General features: G+C 58.1%; 16 protein-coding genes. 8 read left to right on the top strand and 8 right to left on the bottom strand.

Annotation, left to right across the window (positions count from 1 at the left end):
* Window positions 1–95: 95 nt before the first annotated feature.
* The 3 genes from FBR45_RS13685 to FBR45_RS13675 all read right to left on the bottom strand — a co-directional run bounded on the left by FBR45_RS13685 (window position 96) and on the right by FBR45_RS13675 (window position 1,524).
* Entirely contained in the window at window positions 96–524 is a 429-nt protein-coding gene (locus FBR45_RS13685) for a MarR family winged helix-turn-helix transcriptional regulator (RefSeq protein WP_138503277.1), read from the bottom strand.
* A gap of 91 nt (window positions 525–615) precedes the next feature.
* Window positions 616–1,047: a DoxX family protein gene (locus FBR45_RS13680; protein WP_138503275.1), complete on the bottom strand. Its 432-nt coding sequence runs from the start codon at window positions 1,045–1,047 to the stop codon at window positions 616–618.
* A gap of 60 nt (window positions 1,048–1,107) precedes the next feature.
* Window positions 1,108–1,524, bottom strand: a complete 417-nt coding sequence (locus tag FBR45_RS13675; RefSeq protein WP_138503273.1) for an organic hydroperoxide resistance protein — start codon at window positions 1,522–1,524, stop codon at window positions 1,108–1,110.
* 166 nt (window positions 1,525–1,690) lie between these two features.
* On the opposite strand from FBR45_RS13675, the gene FBR45_RS13670 reads away from it, so the two are divergent.
* Window positions 1,691–2,629 (top strand): CPBP family intramembrane glutamic endopeptidase, encoded by a 939-nt coding sequence (locus FBR45_RS13670; protein ID WP_138503271.1) that lies wholly within the window; start codon window positions 1,691–1,693, stop codon window positions 2,627–2,629.
* A gap of 17 nt (window positions 2,630–2,646) precedes the next feature.
* Here the strand turns inward: FBR45_RS13670 and FBR45_RS13665 are convergent, their stop codons facing one another.
* A complete protein-coding gene (locus FBR45_RS13665; protein ID WP_138503269.1) occupies window positions 2,647–3,669 on the bottom strand; it encodes an LLM class flavin-dependent oxidoreductase in 1,023 nt (340 codons plus the stop codon).
* A gap of 111 nt (window positions 3,670–3,780) precedes the next feature.
* Between FBR45_RS13665 and FBR45_RS13660 the strand changes: the two genes are divergently transcribed.
* On the top strand, window positions 3,781–4,695 hold the full coding sequence (locus tag FBR45_RS13660; protein ID WP_138503267.1) for a pirin family protein: 915 nt from the start codon (window positions 3,781–3,783) through the stop codon (window positions 4,693–4,695).
* Between the two features lie 36 nt (window positions 4,696–4,731).
* Here FBR45_RS13660 and FBR45_RS13655 read toward each other — a convergent pair whose 3' ends face one another.
* On the bottom strand, window positions 4,732–5,367 hold the full coding sequence (locus FBR45_RS13655) for an NAD(P)-dependent oxidoreductase (RefSeq protein ID WP_138503265.1): 636 nt from the start codon (window positions 5,365–5,367) through the stop codon (window positions 4,732–4,734).
* A gap of 72 nt (window positions 5,368–5,439) precedes the next feature.
* On the opposite strand from FBR45_RS13655, the gene FBR45_RS13650 reads away from it, so the two are divergent.
* Window positions 5,440–6,078, top strand: a complete 639-nt coding sequence (locus FBR45_RS13650; protein ID WP_138503263.1) for a MarR family winged helix-turn-helix transcriptional regulator — start codon at window positions 5,440–5,442, stop codon at window positions 6,076–6,078.
* Between the two features lie 24 nt (window positions 6,079–6,102).
* On the opposite strand, the gene FBR45_RS13645 is transcribed toward FBR45_RS13650, so the two are convergent.
* Entirely contained in the window at window positions 6,103–7,602 is a 1,500-nt protein-coding gene (locus FBR45_RS13645; protein ID WP_138503261.1) for a helix-turn-helix domain-containing protein, read from the bottom strand.
* Between the two features lie 155 nt (window positions 7,603–7,757).
* On the opposite strand from FBR45_RS13645, the gene pckA reads away from it, so the two are divergent.
* The gene (gene pckA / locus FBR45_RS13640; protein WP_138503259.1) at window positions 7,758–9,335 is read left to right on the top strand and encodes a phosphoenolpyruvate carboxykinase (ATP); all 1,578 of its coding nucleotides are present in this window, start codon (window positions 7,758–7,760) and stop codon (window positions 9,333–9,335) included.
* A gap of 111 nt (window positions 9,336–9,446) precedes the next feature.
* Entirely contained in the window at window positions 9,447–10,511 is a 1,065-nt protein-coding gene (fbp, locus tag FBR45_RS13635) for a class 1 fructose-bisphosphatase (protein WP_138503257.1), read from the top strand.
* On the opposite strand, the gene FBR45_RS13630 is transcribed toward fbp, so the two are convergent.
* Both FBR45_RS13630 and msrB read right to left on the bottom strand, forming a co-directional pair.
* The gene (locus FBR45_RS13630; protein ID WP_138503253.1) at window positions 10,455–13,142 is read right to left on the bottom strand and encodes a T9SS type A sorting domain-containing protein; all 2,688 of its coding nucleotides are present in this window, start codon (window positions 13,140–13,142) and stop codon (window positions 10,455–10,457) included. The two genes, fbp and FBR45_RS13630, sit on opposite strands and share 57 nt — an antisense overlap.
* A 94-nt stretch (window positions 13,143–13,236) precedes the next feature.
* Window positions 13,237–13,644 (bottom strand): peptide-methionine (R)-S-oxide reductase MsrB, encoded by a 408-nt coding sequence (gene msrB, locus FBR45_RS13625; RefSeq protein ID WP_138503250.1) that lies wholly within the window; start codon window positions 13,642–13,644, stop codon window positions 13,237–13,239.
* 94 nt (window positions 13,645–13,738) lie between these two features.
* Here msrB and FBR45_RS13620 point away from each other — a divergent pair, with 94 nt between their 5' ends.
* The 3 genes from FBR45_RS13620 to FBR45_RS13610 all read left to right on the top strand — a co-directional run bounded on the left by FBR45_RS13620 (window position 13,739) and on the right by FBR45_RS13610 (window position 17,732).
* Window positions 13,739–15,652 carry a RecQ family ATP-dependent DNA helicase gene (locus FBR45_RS13620; RefSeq protein ID WP_138503248.1) on the top strand — a complete coding sequence of 638 codons (1,914 nt, stop codon included), beginning with the start codon at window positions 13,739–13,741 and terminating at the stop codon, window positions 15,650–15,652.
* Window positions 15,653–15,980: 328 nt separating this feature from the next.
* Window positions 15,981–16,706 (top strand): M48 family metallopeptidase, encoded by a 726-nt coding sequence (locus FBR45_RS13615; protein WP_317128616.1) that lies wholly within the window; start codon window positions 15,981–15,983, stop codon window positions 16,704–16,706.
* Window positions 16,707–16,865: 159 nt separating this feature from the next.
* Window positions 16,866–17,732, top strand: a complete 867-nt coding sequence (locus tag FBR45_RS13610; protein WP_138503243.1) for an SDR family oxidoreductase — start codon at window positions 16,866–16,868, stop codon at window positions 17,730–17,732.
* The last annotated feature ends 9 nt before the right edge of the window (window positions 17,733–17,741 follow it).

Below are 17,741 nucleotides of genomic sequence, written 5' to 3'. Positions count from 1 at the left end.
GTTGGTCTGCCCCGCCCGCAACAAATGGCCCCTGCCCGTTGTAGTGCCGTATACCGCCTGGCTACGAAGTTGCGAAACGGACGACGGCGGCTGTACTACATGGCTATACTGCCTATTAGTTTATACAACAACCGGTGCAGCTGCTGCGCTTCCTCCAGCGAAATGCCCAAGTTACTCGTCAGTCGACTGAGTACTTTAGGAGCTTCGGTGGCCAGCTGTTGCCCTTTGGGCGTAAGCGAAATAATCACGCTCCGTTCGTCTTCCTGAGAGCGAACCCGATCTATCAGGCCCGTGGCCTGCATCCGCTTGAGCAGCGGGGTCAAGGTGTTGGACTGTAAATGCAGCTTTTCTGACAGTAGCTTCAGATTGACCCGGTCCGTTTCCCACAGGATCAGCAGAACCAGGTACTGCGGATAGGTCAGTCCCAGCTCATCCAGAACCGGCTGGTAGCACTGGGTCACGAGCCGGGATGCCGCGTAGAGGGGAAAACACAACTGGTTTTCCAGCTTGAGCGATTCATTCATGAGTACAGCGCTGGATTTACATTTAGTTAGTAGCGGGCCATCTTGGTTGATCGCCCGCCCTGGGCTGGCTGTCTTTTTCTACGGACCGCCGTCACTCCGCAGCTGCTGTTTGTCGATGCCGCCAGTAGGAAAGGCCACCCGTTGACCACAGCGCCCATAAAATTAATACCGGCTGGAAGAAAAGCCGAATGAGCCGGGCCTGATCGGAGTCGAGACCAAACGCATTCGTTCCATTCACGTACTGGGCAATGTTACCCGGAAAAATGAGCACATAGAAGAGCGCCAGCGCCAGACCAACGTTAACTTTCTGTTTGGTCCAGAAGACCATCGCCAGGCCGAGGGCTATTTCAACCAGACCCGACAACAGCACGACACTATCTTTGCTGAAGGGAAGCCAGCCGGGCACCTGCGCCTGAAACTCAGCCCGCTGAAATGTCAGATGACCAATACCGGCCAGCAGCATAAAAATTCCCAGCAGGATTCGGAAGCCATTTTGCAGCGCACTCGTTTTACTTGTTTTCATGGTGGCAGGGCTAGGTTGAGCAGCCAGCGCCCCGCATCAGCTACGGGACGCTGGCTATGATTAGATGATCTGTAATTGAACGTCGATATTGCCCCGGGTGGCGTTTGAATAGGGGCAAACCAGGTGCGTCTTTTCGACCAGTTGCCGGGCCTGCTCTTTGTCGATGCCCGGAATCGTAACGGCCAGCGCCACCTGCAAGCCGTATCCACCCTGACCATTCGGAATCAGGCCTACCGTTGCCTTTACGCTGGACGGAGCCTCCGGTTTCACCTTAGCCTGCCCCATGACCAGGTTCAGGGCACTGTCAAAACAGGCCGCGTAGCCGGCTGCAAACAGCTGCTCGGGGTTGGTATGTCCACCGGCTCCACCCAGTTCCTTTGGTGTACGAACCTGTAGATCAAGAATGCCATCTTCACTTTGTACGTGCCCGTTCCGACCGCCGGATACATGCACGCTCGTTTCATACAACGCGTTCATAATTTTATATCGCTAAAGATTATATCGTTTACGATACAAATGTAACAACGGCCGTCTTCCAATCCAAACCTGTTTTTTTACGGATCATGGTTATGTACCCGTAGTAGCGGCTCAACCTGCTGGTCTACTGCGTATTTTTGAGACGAACTGCCCTCTTCCTGCTGCTGTGAAAGCCCTCTGGCACGACCTGCGCCACTACCTCCGCACCGACTACCGGCCCGATCTGTACGGCGCTACGGCGGTCTGGCTACTGCTGCTACTCGCCGTCAACTACACCCTCGATTTCGAAGACTCGTACATCGACATCTACCAGGGACGGCCCATATGGCCGGTGCTCTACGCTGGTCTCTACGCGCTCTGCTATTACGGCAGTGTCTGGCTCTGGACCCATTTCCACCAACGCACCGACCTCTGGCGAAGCCGCGATTTCTGGCTACGCAGCAGCACAGCACTGGTCTGCTACTCGATCTATTCGGGTTTCTACGGGCACGTGGCGCTGAGCCGACAGCTATTCGGGGGCGAGGTATTCGTTTTTCTGTACTACTGCCTCCACAACCTGCAATCGGTGCTGACCATCGTGCTGCCGCTGTACGTTTTTTACCAGCTGGTCGACCAGCGTCTGAACCCGTCGGCTTTCTATGGCATGGCCCCCAAGCGTAAGGGACTGGCCCTGTACGCGCTGCTGCTGGCGCTGATGGTACCGCTGATCACGCTGGCGTCGTTCCAGCCCGATTTTCTGGCCTCTTACCCCACCTATCACGACACCGGTGCCAACGCGTTTTTCGGGGTACCGGAATGGGTTACGGCGCTCGTCTACGAGTTCTGCTACGGCTGGGACTTCGTACCGACCGAGCTGCTGTTCCGCGGGTTTCTGGTCATCGGCATGAGCCGGGTCATGCGCGGGCCCGTATTGCCGATGGTGGTCTGGTACTGCGCCATCCACTTCGGCCGGCCGCTGGGCGAAGCAGTTTCATCCATCTTCGGGGGTTACCTGCTGGGCGTACTGGCGCTGAGCACCCGCAGCATCTGGGGCGGTCTGCTCATCCATATCGGCATTGCCTGGGGTATGGAACTGGCCGCTTTTCTGCAAAAGACCGGGCGCTGACGAGCAGGCGGTGGCCTTTACCGAAGCAAGGGAGATACGCGGGTGCCGATCAGGTCGATAGCGTTCATGAGCTGCTGATGGCTCAGCCCGGCATTGTCCATCTGGAACGTAACCCGCGAGATACCACCCAGCGCTTCGCTGTGCCGGAGAATTTTCTGCGCCACTTCTTCCGGACCGCCTACCAGCAGCGCCCCGCGTTCGCTGTTCATGGCGTCGAAATGCGCACGGGTAACGGGTGGCCAGCCGCGCTCTTTGCCGATACGGGTGAATGTTTCGGCATAGCCCGGGTAAAAATCGGCAATGGCTTCCTGCGTCGTGTTGCCTACGTACCCAATCGAATGCAGCCCCACCTGCAACCGCTCCGGCGCATGACCCGCCCGCCGTCCGGCTTCACGGTACAGGTCGACCAGGGGCCGGAACCGGTGCGTTTCGCCACCAATAACGGCTACCATAAGCGGCAGACCGAGCACCCCCGCCCGAACAAACGACTGGGGCGTGCCGCCCACGCCGATCCAGATCGGGAGCGGGCTCTGCAACGGCCGGGGGTAGATACCCTGTCCGGTCAGGGCCGGCCGGTACTGACCCGACCAGTGTACGGCTTCGTTATCGCGGATGGTGAGCAACAGATCGAGTTTTTCGGTGAAGAGTGCGTCGTAGTCGTGCAGATTCAGGCCAAAGAGCGGAAACGATTCGGTAAAGGAGCCCCGCCCCACAACGAGTTCGGCGCGCCCTCTGGAGATCAGATCGAGGGTAGCAAACTGCTGAAAGACCCGCACCGGATCGGCCGCGCTCAGGACCGTTACCGCGCTCGTCAGCCGGATCTGATGGGTACGGGCAGCCGCAGCCGCCAGAATGAGCGTAGGCGCCGAGTCTAGAAACTCCGGCCGGTGGTGCTCGCCAATACCGAACACATCCAGCCCCGCCTGGTCGGCCCGTTCGATCCGGTCAATCAACTGATTCAGAGCCTCCGAATCATTGGATACGGGGCGGTTACCGGCCTGCTGAAACGCAGCCGCAAAGCTATCTATACCTACCTGCATACGACAGATTGAAAATAAGCTGTTATTTTCAGCTTGTCTGGGTAATGCTTTCGCCGGATTTGTAGTTCATTCGGCAGGAGGGTTACGGTCTGTTCGTTACTTTTGACGCCCATGTTAGATCTGATTATTGACGCCCGCCCCGCTTCGCTCGGAAATGGGTTTACCGTAAAGCGCATTCTGCCCTACCGCCTGCGCCGTATGCTGGGGCCATTTATCTTCATGGACCATGGCGGGCCGGTCAGCTTCAGCCCCGAGCAGGCACCCAGCATGGACGTGCTGCCCCACCCCCACATCGGTTTATCGACGGTTAGTTACCTCTTCGACGGGCAGGTTACCCACCGCGATAGTCTGGGTGTGCAGCAGATCATCCGGCCGGGCGAAGTCAACTGGATGACGGCGGGCCGGGGTATTGCCCATTCCGAACGGTTCGAAGACCCGGCCACGCTGGCGGGTGGTTCGCTCGAAATGATACAGACCTGGGTGGCCCTGCCCGAAGCTGATGAAGAAAGCGCGCCCACGTTCGAGAATTACCAGCCCGAGCAGCTGCCAATTTTTACCGATACGGGCGTCTGGCTCCGGCTTATTGCGGGCGATGCCTTCGGACTCAAAAACGGAGTCAAAACCCATTCGCCCCTGTTTTATGCCCACGTTGTTCTGCAACCGGGGGCGCGTTTTGGCCTGCCGGTGGGCTTTCCTGAGCGGGGCGCTTACGTGGCGAAGGGAAGCGTGGAGGTAAACGGCCACACGTACAGCGCCGGGCAACTGCTGGTGTTTACCCGCGGCATCGACCCGATTCTGGTGGCGAAAGAAACTTGTACGCTCATGCTGCTGGGGGGCGAACCGCTGGGCGAGCGCTATATCTGGTGGAACTTCGTCTCGTCGCGGCTCGACCGGATCGAGCAGGCCAAAGCCGACTGGCAGGCGGGTCGTATTGCGCTGCCCCCCAACGACAATGCCGAGTTTGTGCCGCTGCCCCAGGACAAGTCAAGGCCCGCCGGTACGCCCCCTCCGCAACCGCTATCCTGAGTAACGGTCTGGCTACTGATGACCACACATACTGACTCAGTAAGAAATCGCTACCGTAGATCCGGGGTATCTGTTCTGTTCAACTTCCTGCAAAAGAAAATGCGCCAGATCGGTCCGGGAGAGATCTTTGTCGTCCGAAAAATTTCGGTTCACAGCCACCCGATACTGACCCGTTAGCGGCCCATTGGTAAGGTAAGGCGGCCGAACGATGGTATAGGCTAATCCGCTCGAGGTCACTTTCTTCTCCAGCTGGGCCATATCTTCGTACATCTTCTTCAAAAAAAGGGGCTTGAGGAGATACCTGAAGAAAAAGTTATCGTTTTCCTGTGGTTCTACGCCTGATGAAGTAACGACCAGGAGCCGTTGAACGCTGGTTTTCGCCATCGCTTCTATAACATTTCCGCCCCCAACCGAATACAGCCCCCCTGGCTTTCGGGCTTGCCAGAGTCCTGCAATGCCAAAGGCAGAAACAACCACTTCTACGCCCTGAAACAAAGCCGTTAATGAAGAAACGTTGAAAACATTACCAGCCATTATCTCCAGATTGGGGCTGTTTATGGAAAGCGCCAGTGGATTGCGAGCCAACGCTTTAACTTCATGGCCATTGGCCAGCGCTTGGTCTATAAAGGCAAGGCCGGTACCTCCGGTTGAGCCTAACAGTGCTATTTTCATCTGATCAATACGGTTTGATCAGCCAACAAGCATTGCTACAAGTTTGTTCTATTTGCTACAATATTGTTATAAATGAAAGATAATACAGCGTTAATTATTGATTTGCTGACTCATTGGCAGGTTTATACACAGAGTGATGCCCAGCCGACGTTAGCTTCATTCAGCAGATGGCTATACGAAAAAGCCAGTACGCCCAGCGAGGTTTCTCTTTATCAGAACGATATACAGCAATTCATCCCCGAAGCCGATCAGAACGACTTACTGAATGCGGAGATCAGCATGTTATGGGGCCAGATTGACAACTACAGAGCACTCCTTTTCAAGCATATCCTGAAAGAGCTCGATATAAACGGCATCGATGAATATACGCTCCTGTTATTTGTTGAATTGCACCAGAATCCCAGCAAGAAAGAATATGTACAGAGATCGCTGCTCGAGCCTACGACCTCTTTCGAAATGATCAGACGATTACAGCGCAAAGGGCTGCTGGCCGAAGCACAGAATCCAAAAGACCGGCGAAGTGCGCTTATGACTATTACACCCGAAGGGGCCAACCGGCTGAAGCAGGCCAAACAACGGCTGGTCAGGGTAAATCAGCTCCTATATACCAGCCTGAATCCAGTTGACAAACCGGCCCTGCTCGCTACCCTCCAGCGCATGATCACCGACGTGAGTCATGCGCTGGAGATAACCCTGAGCAGTGGAAAATAAGACATCTTACGGCCCCTACTCGACCTACGGCTGCGCCAGCCCCAAATCGAGCAGGGTTCGCTTGATGGCCGCAATCCGCTGCTGGCGTTGCAGCACATGGGGCGGAGCGACTCGCTCCAGGCAGTCGGTCAGGCGGCAGCGCTCGCAGGATTCGTTCACTTCCCGACGATTGAGGGCCGGATCGTTCAGAAACCGGATACGCGCCCGCGAACTTTCATCGACCAGTACGCCCAGCGCTACGCTGTGGTTCAGGTGCCGGATAGGGGTCAGCGGCCGGGTGAACGACATGATCAGGTACGTATTCTGCGAGTCGATGTAATCAGACAACTGCGCCCGTACCAGGGGCGTCTGGTAGGCCCTGGCCCGCAGCACCTCTTCCAGCTCGTGCAGACTCGTCAGCGACACCCAGCGCCGGCAGTAATGCTCGTCGGTAGTGCCGTGCGGATTGTGCAGCCGCGACAGGTGAATCTCGCGGGTCAGGTTCACCACGGGGCTGTTGGTTTCCTGCTCAAACCGCAGAAAAACCAGCTGATCGACCCCGAAGTAATGCGGCAGCAGGTTGCTCATCCGCAGCAGGAGCGTTTCGGGCGTGGCCTGAAACTGGTCGAGCATAGCCGTCAGAGCCGCCGAAGCCTCCGCCCAGGTCGACAGATTCAGTAACTCGTCGAGCCGGGCGCGCAGAGCCTCCCGCCGAATCAGAATGGCCCCGGCAAAGTACGACGCCTGAAAGTTGTTCAGCACCTGCTCAAACGAGTTCACCTCCACCCAGGTCGACGTGAGGGGACGGGCCGTCAGGTTCATGTACTGAAAGGCCAGCTCGCGGCCCAGTGTAAACGCCCGCTGATCAGTAGTGAGGGTCTGGTTCAGCAGCAACCGTTTTTCGTGCGGTATATAGACCGACCGGAGCCGCGTCAGGGCGGGCTGGGTTTTCTCGTTAAACAGCTCGATATGATAGCCGTAGTGGTTGCTGAGGTAGTCGCTCAGGAACGTATCGCTCACGATAACCTCTGTTGGCAACCCGCTCTCGCGCAGAAAGGCATCGGCCGCTTCTTCAATGTCGGCGAAGTAATTATCATGCATCTCCTGGTAGGTTCGCATGACGGTGAAGTAAAAATGAGGCAGGTCTACGTTGTAGTTCCGGGCCATTTCGACCACAGTGCTGATAAAAGCACTCAGCTTAACGGGAGCCTCCGACAGCAGCTCCAGCAGATCGCCCGGCTCCACGCCGAACATGTTCAGAGGCAGTTCGGTCAGTAGATTGGAGCGGAGCAACTGGTAAATAGGCTCCATTTTTTTATTGAGCTGAAGCGATACCAGCGACTCATAGGTCGTATCCATCGCTTTGGCCAGCCCAATGATCTTCTCGGTTTTGGGGTATTTCTTCCCTTTTTCGATCTCGTTGATATATGACTGAGATACACCTGCCCGCTCAGCCAATTCAAACTGCGTCAGCGATTTATCGAGCCGCATCTGCCGAAGTTTCAGCCCGAAAAGCAACCGTATGTTGCTGGAATTAAGGTCCATTCGCTCAAAAGTTGAAGGAATAAAGGTACGGATTTGCTGATTTATAGCAAGTTTTCAAGATTTAGCGATAAATCGCTTGTTTGATGTATTATCGCAAAATATATTTGACACACTTCATCACATTGTCTCAAAACATCACCAAAAACCAGTCATCTATGGAAGCTTTACTCGTGCCCCCAGTAGCGTTTGCCAGTGATCATTCATGGCTCCGTTTACCTACCGACGTTCACCTGCTCGAAGATCTCGCTCCTGATGACCTGGTCGCCGAAATTCTGGCTAACGGCGAGGGGCAGCTAGCCGACACCGGCGCACTGGTTTGCCAGACCGGCCGTTTTACCGGCCGTACCCCCAAAGATCGGTACATTGTCCGCGACGCTCAGACGACGGATACCATCGATTGGGGCGACGTTAACCAGCCGTTCTGCGCCGATGCCTTTGATCAGTTGCAGGAGCGGATGCTGGCCAGCCTCAGCGGTAGAAAGGTATACACCCGCTACGCCCGGGCCGGTGCGCTGCCCGACTACAGCGTTCGGCTGCGCATCATTACTACACTGGCCTGGCACAATCTGTTCAGTTATAACATGTTTCTGCGGCCAGACGCCAGCGAACCGACTAACGGCCCCGTTGACTTCACCATTATTGTGGACCCGGCATTTACGGCCAGCCCGGCCATCGACGGCACCCGCAACGCCAACTTCACCATCCTGAACCTGTCGAAAGGGGTTATCCTGATTGGCGGTACGGGCTATGCCGGCGAGATCAAGAAGAGCGTTTTTTCGGCACTCAACTACAGCCTGCCGCTGCAGCACGGCGTACTACCCATGCACTGCGCGGCCAATATTGGCAAAAATGGCGATACGGCCCTGTTTTTCGGCCTGTCGGGAACGGGAAAAACAACCCTTTCGGCCGACCCGACCCGCCACCTCATCGGCGACGATGAACACGGCTGGGCTGATAACGGACCAGACGAACCGGCCATTTTCAACTTCGAAGGCGGCTGCTACGCCAAGGTCATTAACCTGACTCGCGAGAACGAACCCGAGATTTATGACGCTATCCGGCCGGGGGCTATCCTGGAAAATATTCGCTTCGTTCCCGGTACTAACACCGTTAACTACGCCGACGGCTCGGTTACCGAGAATACGCGCTGCTCGTACCCGATCGATCACATCCGCAACGCCCGGCAGCCCGCGGTTGGGCCCGCCCCCAAACATATATTCTTCCTGTCGGCCGACGCGTTTGGGGTGTTGCCTCCGCTGTCGCGGTTAACGCCCCAGCAGGCGCTCGACTTCTTCCTGCTGGGCTATACGGCAAAAGTGGCCGGTACCGAACAGGGTGTCAGCAGCCCTACGGCGACCTTCTCACCCTGTTTTGGGGCCGCTTTTCTGCCCCTGCCCGCCCGGCAGTACGCAACCCTCCTGAAGCAACGCATCGAACAGTACGGTACGCAGGTCTGGCTGGTCAACACGGGCTGGAAAGGGGGCGGCTTTGGCGTTGGGAAACGAATGGCCCTGTCTCACACCCGCGCCATGATCCAGGCGGCCCTGACCGGCGCGCTCGACGATGTTCCGTTCGGCCAACATGCCGAATTTGGCCTGTCTATTCCTAAACGCTGCCCCGGCGTGCCGACGGAGTTACTCAACCCAATCGATACCTGGCCGTACAAAGGCATGTACACGGCCGCAGCCAAACGGCTCGCCAATGCCTTCGCCGAGAAGCTGAAAGAAATCTAACCGTTCGCGGTATAGATGCCGGGGCCATGATCTGACGCCGGCATCTATACCACTTTTTCCGTTGACCGTAACGAAACCTTGCTGGTAACAGACGCATAACCCTATTACAACATGACGGTTCAACACACGCTTAACGGCTCGGATACAGCCGCGTTCGGGTTGCCCATTGGCATTACCCTCGACCGGTTCATCAAACGGCAGCAAAGTCAGTTTCCATCGGCCGTGGGCGACCTCTCCCAACTCCTGCGCGACATTGCGCTGGCCAGCAAGATCGTAAACCGCGAGATAAACCGGGCCGGACTGTCGGGGCTGGCCGGTACGGCGGGTAGCACCAATGTGCAGGGGGAGATGCAGCAGAAGCTCGACCTGGCGGCTCATATCCGTTTCGTACGGGCCTTCAACAACGGGGGCGAAGTGGCGGGCATTGTTTCGGAAGAAGAGGAAGAGATCATCCATACCGAATACCCGAACGGCAAATACGTAGTGGCGCTCGACCCGCTCGATGGCTCGTCGAACTTCGACACCAATGTATCGGTCGGCACCATTTTTTCGGTCTACCGGCGGGTAACGCCCGTTGGCAGTCAGCCCACCGAAGCCGATTTCCTGCAGGGTGGTCGGCGGCAGGTAGCGGCCGGGTATGTGCTTTACGGCCCTTCGACCATGCTGGTGTTTACGACCGGCAACGGCGTCAATGGCTTCACCTACGACCCGTCGCTGGGCGAGTTCATGCTGTCGCACCCCCTTATTCAGTGCCCGGCCGAGGGACGAATATACTCCTGCAACGAAGGCTATTTTTCGACCTACGACGAGTCGGTACGCGCCTACCTGAACCGGTGTCGGGATCGGGGTTGCTCGGCGCGTTACATCGGCGCGTTCGTAGCTGACTTTCACCGCAACCTGCTCAAGGGTGGTATTTATCTGTACCCCGGCACGAGTACCCAGCCCGACGGCAAAATCCGGCTTTTGTACGAAGCCTACCCGATGGCCTGGCTGGCTGAACAGGCGAACGGACAGGCTATTTCGGTCAGCCAGCCCATCCTCGATGTCCGGCCCGACGCGCTGCACGCTCGTACGCCCGTTTTTGCGGGGTCCACGCAGATGGTAGCCGAGCTGGCCGGGCTAGTGAGCAATCAGAATCTGCCGGGTCAGCACCGCATCGCCCAGGTTGAGCTGTAGCCGGTAAAGGCCGGTTGGCAGCGAACTCAGGTCGATCTGGCGGTTGAGCGACGTACCGGACGCGGGCAGCGTGGTACGCCATACCAGTCGACCGGTCAGGTCGGTGACGCGCAGCTCGGCCCGGCCAATGGGTTTGTGGTAGTCAGCCCGAACGGTGAGCAGGCCACTGGTCAGGGGGTTCGGGAAAACCGTAACCGAGGCCGCGCTGATGGGTTCGTTACCCAGCACGATAGGCGGGGGCGGCACCTGAATGCGCAGGTTGTCGATGGCCCAGCCCCAGCCATAGTTGATCCGATCAATAAACAGCCTGAACCGGATCAGGATCGTCTCGCCCGCCCGGAACCCGCCCGCCCCGATCAGCGGAATGGTCCGGCGTTTGTAAAGCGCGGGCAACCCGACCGTGTTCGAATTTCGCTCGCCAATCAGGGTACCGTCGACCAGGCTGCGGTTATAGGCCGCCAGCCAGTCGGTCTGGTCGAGGGCGTTATAGCCATCGACCAGCGGTCGCCAGCTGCGGCCGTTATCGGCCGAGCCTTCAACGATGGCATAGTCATTAAAGCCAGGCTCGCCAAACTGGGTGGCATAGTCGGCGGGTTGAATCAGCGCAATCTCATCGAAGCGGATCACCGCACTGTCGGGGTTGGCGGCAATGCGGATCGGGACCAGCAGCGTGGCTTCGGCCTGGGTGCGACCCAGATAATCGGCGCCGTTGCGATAGGGGTGATCGGAGTGCAGCGCCGGATCGCTGAATCCCGCGGGCTGGTTCAGATTCAGGCCCGCCGTGGCGAAATCGCTGGCTACCGTAGCCGCTTCCTGAAAAGACGTCACGTACCGATCTCGCGCTGGCTGCGGAGCTACGACCCGTAGTTTATACGTACCCGAGGCCGGGCTGTAACCCAGGTTCCGGTTTCGGGAGCCATCGCGGGCCACAATCCGGTACGTAATTCGGTCGCCGGCTTTAAGCGAATTGGCCGGAAAACTGAGCCGACTCGTGTAGAGGCTATCGTATCTAACACCGTTAATCGTGGCGGGGCGGAGCGGTAGCGGCAGGTTGGGCTGCGCCACCCCGTTGATCTGGTACTCGACAAATGCGGATTCGACTCCCGTAATGCGGTCGTCGGCAATCAGGGCGCTGATGGGCAGGCTATCGGCTACGGCGGTGTTCAGAATCAGGTGTTTCGAGGGGCTGTAGCGGATCGTAGGCGGTACCAGGTCGGGGCCAGCCAGCACCCGGTAGAGCGCCTGCGCCCCCGCCGGTAACTTGCCGGGGTTGGTAAACGTCCGGCCCGACACATCCTGCGCCGACAGGTAGTACCAGACTTCGCCCTGGGCCTGGGCGGCCGGGAGTGTGGCTCTGAACTCGCCCGTTGTGCCAACCTGCGTCATAGGTACGGCCGTTACAGCCGTGTCGCCGGGCGCCGGTCGGGATTTCCGGTAGAACAGCCGTACGGAATTGGGTGCGTAGGCCGTATCGCTGACAATACGGGCGCTGAAGACCAGATCTTTGGGATCTTCGCTATTATCGAGCGGGGTATGCAGCACCGAGGTTGTTTTCCACTCCAGATCGGCCAGGGTGGTGAGGGTAATCTGGCCCGGGCTGTGGGTAGCCTGACCCAGCTTCAGCCGAGGCCGCATGAGCCGGTTGAGGCTATCGTTGCTGTAGCTGTCTTCATTCAGGTGGTAGAGGCTGACGGCGCGGTCGAACGGGCTCTGGGCCGACAGTCGCGGCAACCGACGGCCAAACTGACGAACCAGCTGCGGTCCGTTCAGAAACAGGTTGTTATTGGTCAGAAACGAACCCAGCGCAACCGACCCGCCCGGCATCGAACTCATGTCGGCCACCGGTCGTACGGCCGGGCCATTGTCGATCCCGTTTATGATCAGGTGATCGTAGACCGAGGGAAGGCCCGCCGAGTAGTACCCCACGCTGTTGACCACATCGAAGAAACCAATGAACCCCAGCCCATGCGCTATTTCGTGTAGCGCAGCCGTAACGAGATCGGGCTGGTTGGGGGGTGTTTTGCCATCGGTGCCGTAGTACCACTCGTTGTTGCGGTTAAACTGCGCTACGATATCGGGTTCGCTATCACTGTTAAGCGCCCGGCGGGCCACTTTTTCGGCCAGCGCCACGGGGTAATACCCGTATCCTTTCTGCACCCCGTCAGCACCGGCCCGGTAGCTGGATGGCCCGGCCGCGCCCAGCACACCCGGCTCCTGGCTGATCCAGCTGGCCTGAATCCGGATTGGTACGGGCGAGGCAATCTGCGTAGCCCAGATGTCAACAGCGTACTGAAACGCCCGTTGGGCTTCGGGGGTGAAATTTCGATAATCGACGATAAACTGCGCCGTTGGAGCCGCCTGCCGACCGTTCGACGCTTGGCGGGCGCGGAGAAAAGCCTCGGGGGGCGGCACCGAGCCCGACCCGTTCTGCCCCGACAGGTAACAGACCACCCGGGGGGCCGTAACCGCACCGGCATCCGATGTCCGTAGCTGCCGCACAAACGCCTGGTACGGGATCGACGGATCTGGCGGAGTAGCGCCTGCCGACTGTGCCGACGCCTGGAAAGGACAGAATAAACCAATCAGCAACAGAACGCCGACTGGCGCGGTTACTGGTTTCCATTGGAACATAAGCGTGAGTAGAGGGAGCACAAAGCGGGTTGAATATAGCGGACAAATCCCGCAAAGCAGGCATCAGCCCCTCTACTCCGCCGTTTACCTTATCTTACGACACCTCGGCCGAGCGCTTCAGTACCAGCGCCACCGAGTTCAGACAGTAGCGCATGCCCGTTGGCGGAGGCCCGTCGTTGAAGACGTGACCCAGATGCGCATCGCACACATTGCAAAGCACTTCGACCCGGATCATGCCGTGGCTGAAGTCTTTCTCCAGCCGGATGCGCTCGGCCTCGATGGGCTCGGTAAAGCTGGGCCAGCCCGTGCCCGACTCGAACTTGGTGGTCGACTCGAACAACTCCGTGCCGCAGCAAACGCAGGCATACAGGCCGGGGTCGTGGGCTTCGCAGTACTCGCCCGTAAACGGACGTTCGGTGCCTTTGGTACGGGTAACGCGGTATTGCTCCGGCGTCAGTTGCTGCCGCCATTCGTCGTCGGTCTTGATGACTTTCTGAATCATGTTTGCTCTGGTTTGTTGAATTATGGGTACAAACCAATAACCGAAAGGGGTCTGATTTGTGTTCATACGGTCGTAAATTTGCCCTATTACTCGCATGACGACCCGCCAGATACTTCAGCAATTTTGGGGATACGACACCTTCCGGCCGTTGCAGGAAGAGGTTGTCGACACCGTGCTGGCCCGGCAGGACGCGCTGGTCCTGATGCCGACCGGAGGTGGCAAATCGATCTGTTTCCAGGTGCCGACGCTGGCCATGAAAGGCGTTTGTATTGTGGTCACGCCCCTGATTGCGCTCATGAAAGACCAGGTCGAGCAGTTACGCCGACGGGGTATTCCGGCCGCGGCCATCTACTCGGGCATGCATTACCGCGAGATCGATACGGTGCTCGACAACTGCATCTACGGCAATACCAAGTTTTTGTACCTGTCGCCCGAACGGCTCCGGACGGAGATCGTGATCGAGCGCGCCAAACAGATGACGGTCTGCCTGCTGGCGGTCGACGAAGCCCACTGCATATCGGCCTGGGGCTACGACTTCCGGCCCCCTTACCTGCAAATTGCCGAGTTCCGCGACCTACTGCCCGACACGCCCATCATTGCCCTGACGGCGTCGGCCACCCCCGACGTGCAGACCGATATTGTCGAGAAATTGGCCCTGCGCGAGCCCCGCGTGTTTCGGCAAACCTTTGCCCGGCCCAACCTGTCGTATTCGGCCCTGTCTGAAGAAAACAAGGAAGACCGGCTGATTCGGGTGCTGGAGCGGGTGCCGGGCTGCGCCATCGTCTACGTCAGAAGCCGGCGGCAAACCCAGCAGATTGCGCAGCTGCTGCAACGCCAGAACATCTCCGCCGATTTTTACCATGCCGGGCTGACCACCCAGCAACGGACCGACAAGCAGGACGCCTGGATTCAGGACCGGACCCGGGTTATGGTAGCAACTAACGCTTTCGGGATGGGCATTGACAAACCGAACGTTCGGCTGGTGGTTCACCTCGACGTACCCGACTCGCTCGAAGCCTACTACCAGGAAGCGGGCCGCGCCGGACGCGATGGGCAGAAAGCCTATGCCCTGATGCTCTACACCCAGAATGATCTGGAGAACCTGCGCTTTCGTACCGAGCAGCTGTATCAGCCGGTCGAGATGCTGCGCCGGGTGTATCAGGCGCTGGCCAATTACACGGCCGTGCCGGTTGGCGGGGGCGAGTTTGCCAGCTACGATTTCGACCTGGCAACCTTTACCAATACGTTCAGCCTCCCTCCGCAGGAAACCCATTACGCGCTCAAGCAGCTCCAGCTGGAAGGGTTCATTCAGCTGAACGAAAACTATTTCCATCCGTCGCGGCTAACGCTGTCGCTGGATAACCGGCAGCTGTACGAGTTTCAGGTGCTGAACCCCCGCTTCGATTCGTTTATCAAACTGCTGCTTCGGCTGTATGGGGGCGAGCTGTTTACGGATTTCATCACGATTTCGGAAACCACCCTGGCCCGCGCTTTCCTGATCGACCAGCGCGAGATTGAGGCCCTGCTGACCCAGCTCGACCAGCGGGGGGTTGTTATTTACGAGAAGCAGAAAGATAAGCCCCAGCTCACGTTCCTGACGCCCCGCCACCACGCCCCCGACCTCCCAGTCAACGTACCCGAGCTGAACCGGCGCAAAGAACTGGCGCTCCGCAAAGTACAGGCCGCTACGATCTATGCCGAACACCCAACCCAGTGCCGCACGCGCCTGCTGCAGGCCTATTTCGGCGAAAAAACCGGCGACGCCTGCGGCATCTGCGACAACTGCATCCGGAAGAAAAAGAAAGCCAATACCGCCACCACCGCCGTCCGCGACCAGGTCCGCGACTATGTGGCGCTGGCCAACGGACCGGGCATATCGCCCAAACAGCTGGCCCACTATTTCGCCCAGACTGACGCCGACACCCTGGCCCAGACCATCCGGCAGATGCTGGCCGAAGAAGAAATTGCCTATACCAAAAGCGGCAACCTAACCCTCAAAAGCCAATAACCCCAGCCAGCGCGTCACTCCTGCCCCGCACAAACTTACCGTGATCCGTGCGGTTGGTCACCGTGATCCGTGGGGACACCGGGACGCGTAGTCGGACTACTCACGCTATAGCAACAGTTGACTATCCACCAGCTCTTCGACCTCAGCGAAGGTAAACGGATCTGGGTGGGCCTTCTGGAAATGTAGCCGATTAGCCGACGCTCGATAGGGCGCTAAACCTTTTGTAGGTTTATCTAGTCAATAGGTTAACTGCCAGCGATCCCTGATCAGGCAGATGACCAACGAAACAGACAATCACATGATACGAATAGCGCTTATAACCTTGTCTTTGAGTAGCTTATCCGCAGCCGCACTGGCCCAGGGCAACTCTTCACTGGTACAGGCAGGTATGGAACTGATCAGTGCGTATACCCTCAACGACGCCCAGGTAGCCTCGGTGGCCAAACAGGCGGTTCAGCAGATGGATGCCAAATATCCGGTGGCAGCCGCCAACGATCCGTATACCCTGCGGCTGAACCGCATCGTGGCCAGACATAAGAAAGTAGGCAACATGCCTATCAATTATAAGGTCTATAAAACCGCCGATGTCAACGCGTTTGCCACGGCCGATGGCAGTGTGCGCGTCTTTAAGGGATTGATGGATCTGATGACCGACAACGAAGTGCTGGCCGTCATCGGGCACGAAATCGGCCACGTCGCCAACCGCGACTCGCGCGATGCGATGAAAGCCGCGCTCAAACGCTCGGCCATCCGCAACGTAGGCGCTTCGCAGTCGGGCGTAATTGGTCAGATATCGCGGTCGCAGCTGGCCGGGATGACCGACTACATTGTCGGAGCCTCGTTCAGCCGTAAACAGGAAACCGAAGCCGACGACTACAGCTATGCTTTCCTGAAACGAAACGGTTACAGCGTAATGGCGCTGGCTTCATCGTTCGAGAAGCTGGCTCAGCAGGGCGGCAGCGGAGGCCCCGCCTTTCTGTCGAGTCACCCCGATAGCAAAGCCCGCGCCCAGCGCATCCGCGACCGGGCCCGCAGCGAGGGAATTGCCCGCTAGGCATTCCTGCCAATTCATAAAGCCCGATCTCGTTCGTGGCCCCTGCTGACCCCCGTGGTCCGGCAGGGGCCTTATTTTTTTGTGGCTGACTGGCTCAACAAAATATTGGCACACTCAGTTACTTACCCATGCCACAGCGGCATTTCTACTCAACGACTTATGGAAACAACCGAATTCCGGCCCACATCAGAGGAAATTCCAGGCCAAAAATTACCCTATCCGGCTCGTCAGTCCGACATGGACCCGGCGCCCGACTCCGACCTGTCAAACTACAAACCCGCTGGTAAACTTACCGATCAGGTGGCCCTCATTACGGGTGCCGACTCCGGCATTGGCCGGGCCGTAGCCCTGGCTTTCGCGATGGAGGGCGCCAGCGTGGCGATCGTCTACAACGAAAATACCGACGACGCGAAGTACACCCAGCGGATGGTCGAAAGTAAAGGCCGCCCCTGCCTGGTTATTCAGGCCGACGTGCGCCAGAAAGCCGCCTGCGAAGACGCCGTACGGCAAACGGTCGAGCGATTTGGCAAACTGAACGTACTGGTCAACAATGCGGCTTACCAGATGGCGCAGCAGAAACTGACCGACATCAGCGAAGAGCAGCTCCGCCGTACGTTCGACACCAACATTCTGGCTTATTTCTTCATGGCCCAGGCCGCCCTGCCGCACCTCCAGAAAGGCGATGCAATCATCAACACCGGCAGTATTGTAGGCATCGTCGGCAACAAGATCCTGGTCGATTATACGGCTACCAAGGCCGCGATTCACGCGTTTACCAAATCACTGGCGCTGCAACTGGGCGACCAGGGTATCCGCGTCAACTGCGTAGCACCCGGCCCCGTCTGGACACCCAACATTCCGGGAACGATGCCTATCGACGAGGTGAATAACTTCGGTCATGAAGTAGCCCTGGCCCGGCCCGGTCAGCCCGAAGAGCTGGCACCGGCCTATGTGCTGCTGGCTTCGTCAGATGGCTCGTTCATGACCGGCAGCATCGTTGAAGTTACGGGCGGAAAGCTCGGCTAAGCTACTCAA

This window comes from Spirosoma lacussanchae, from assembly GCF_005870035.1.
GTDB lineage: Bacteria > Bacteroidota > Bacteroidia > Cytophagales > Spirosomataceae > Spirosoma > Spirosoma lacussanchae.
The sequence above is the reverse complement of the archived record's forward strand: the minus strand, read 5'-3'. Positions and strand labels throughout refer to the sequence as shown.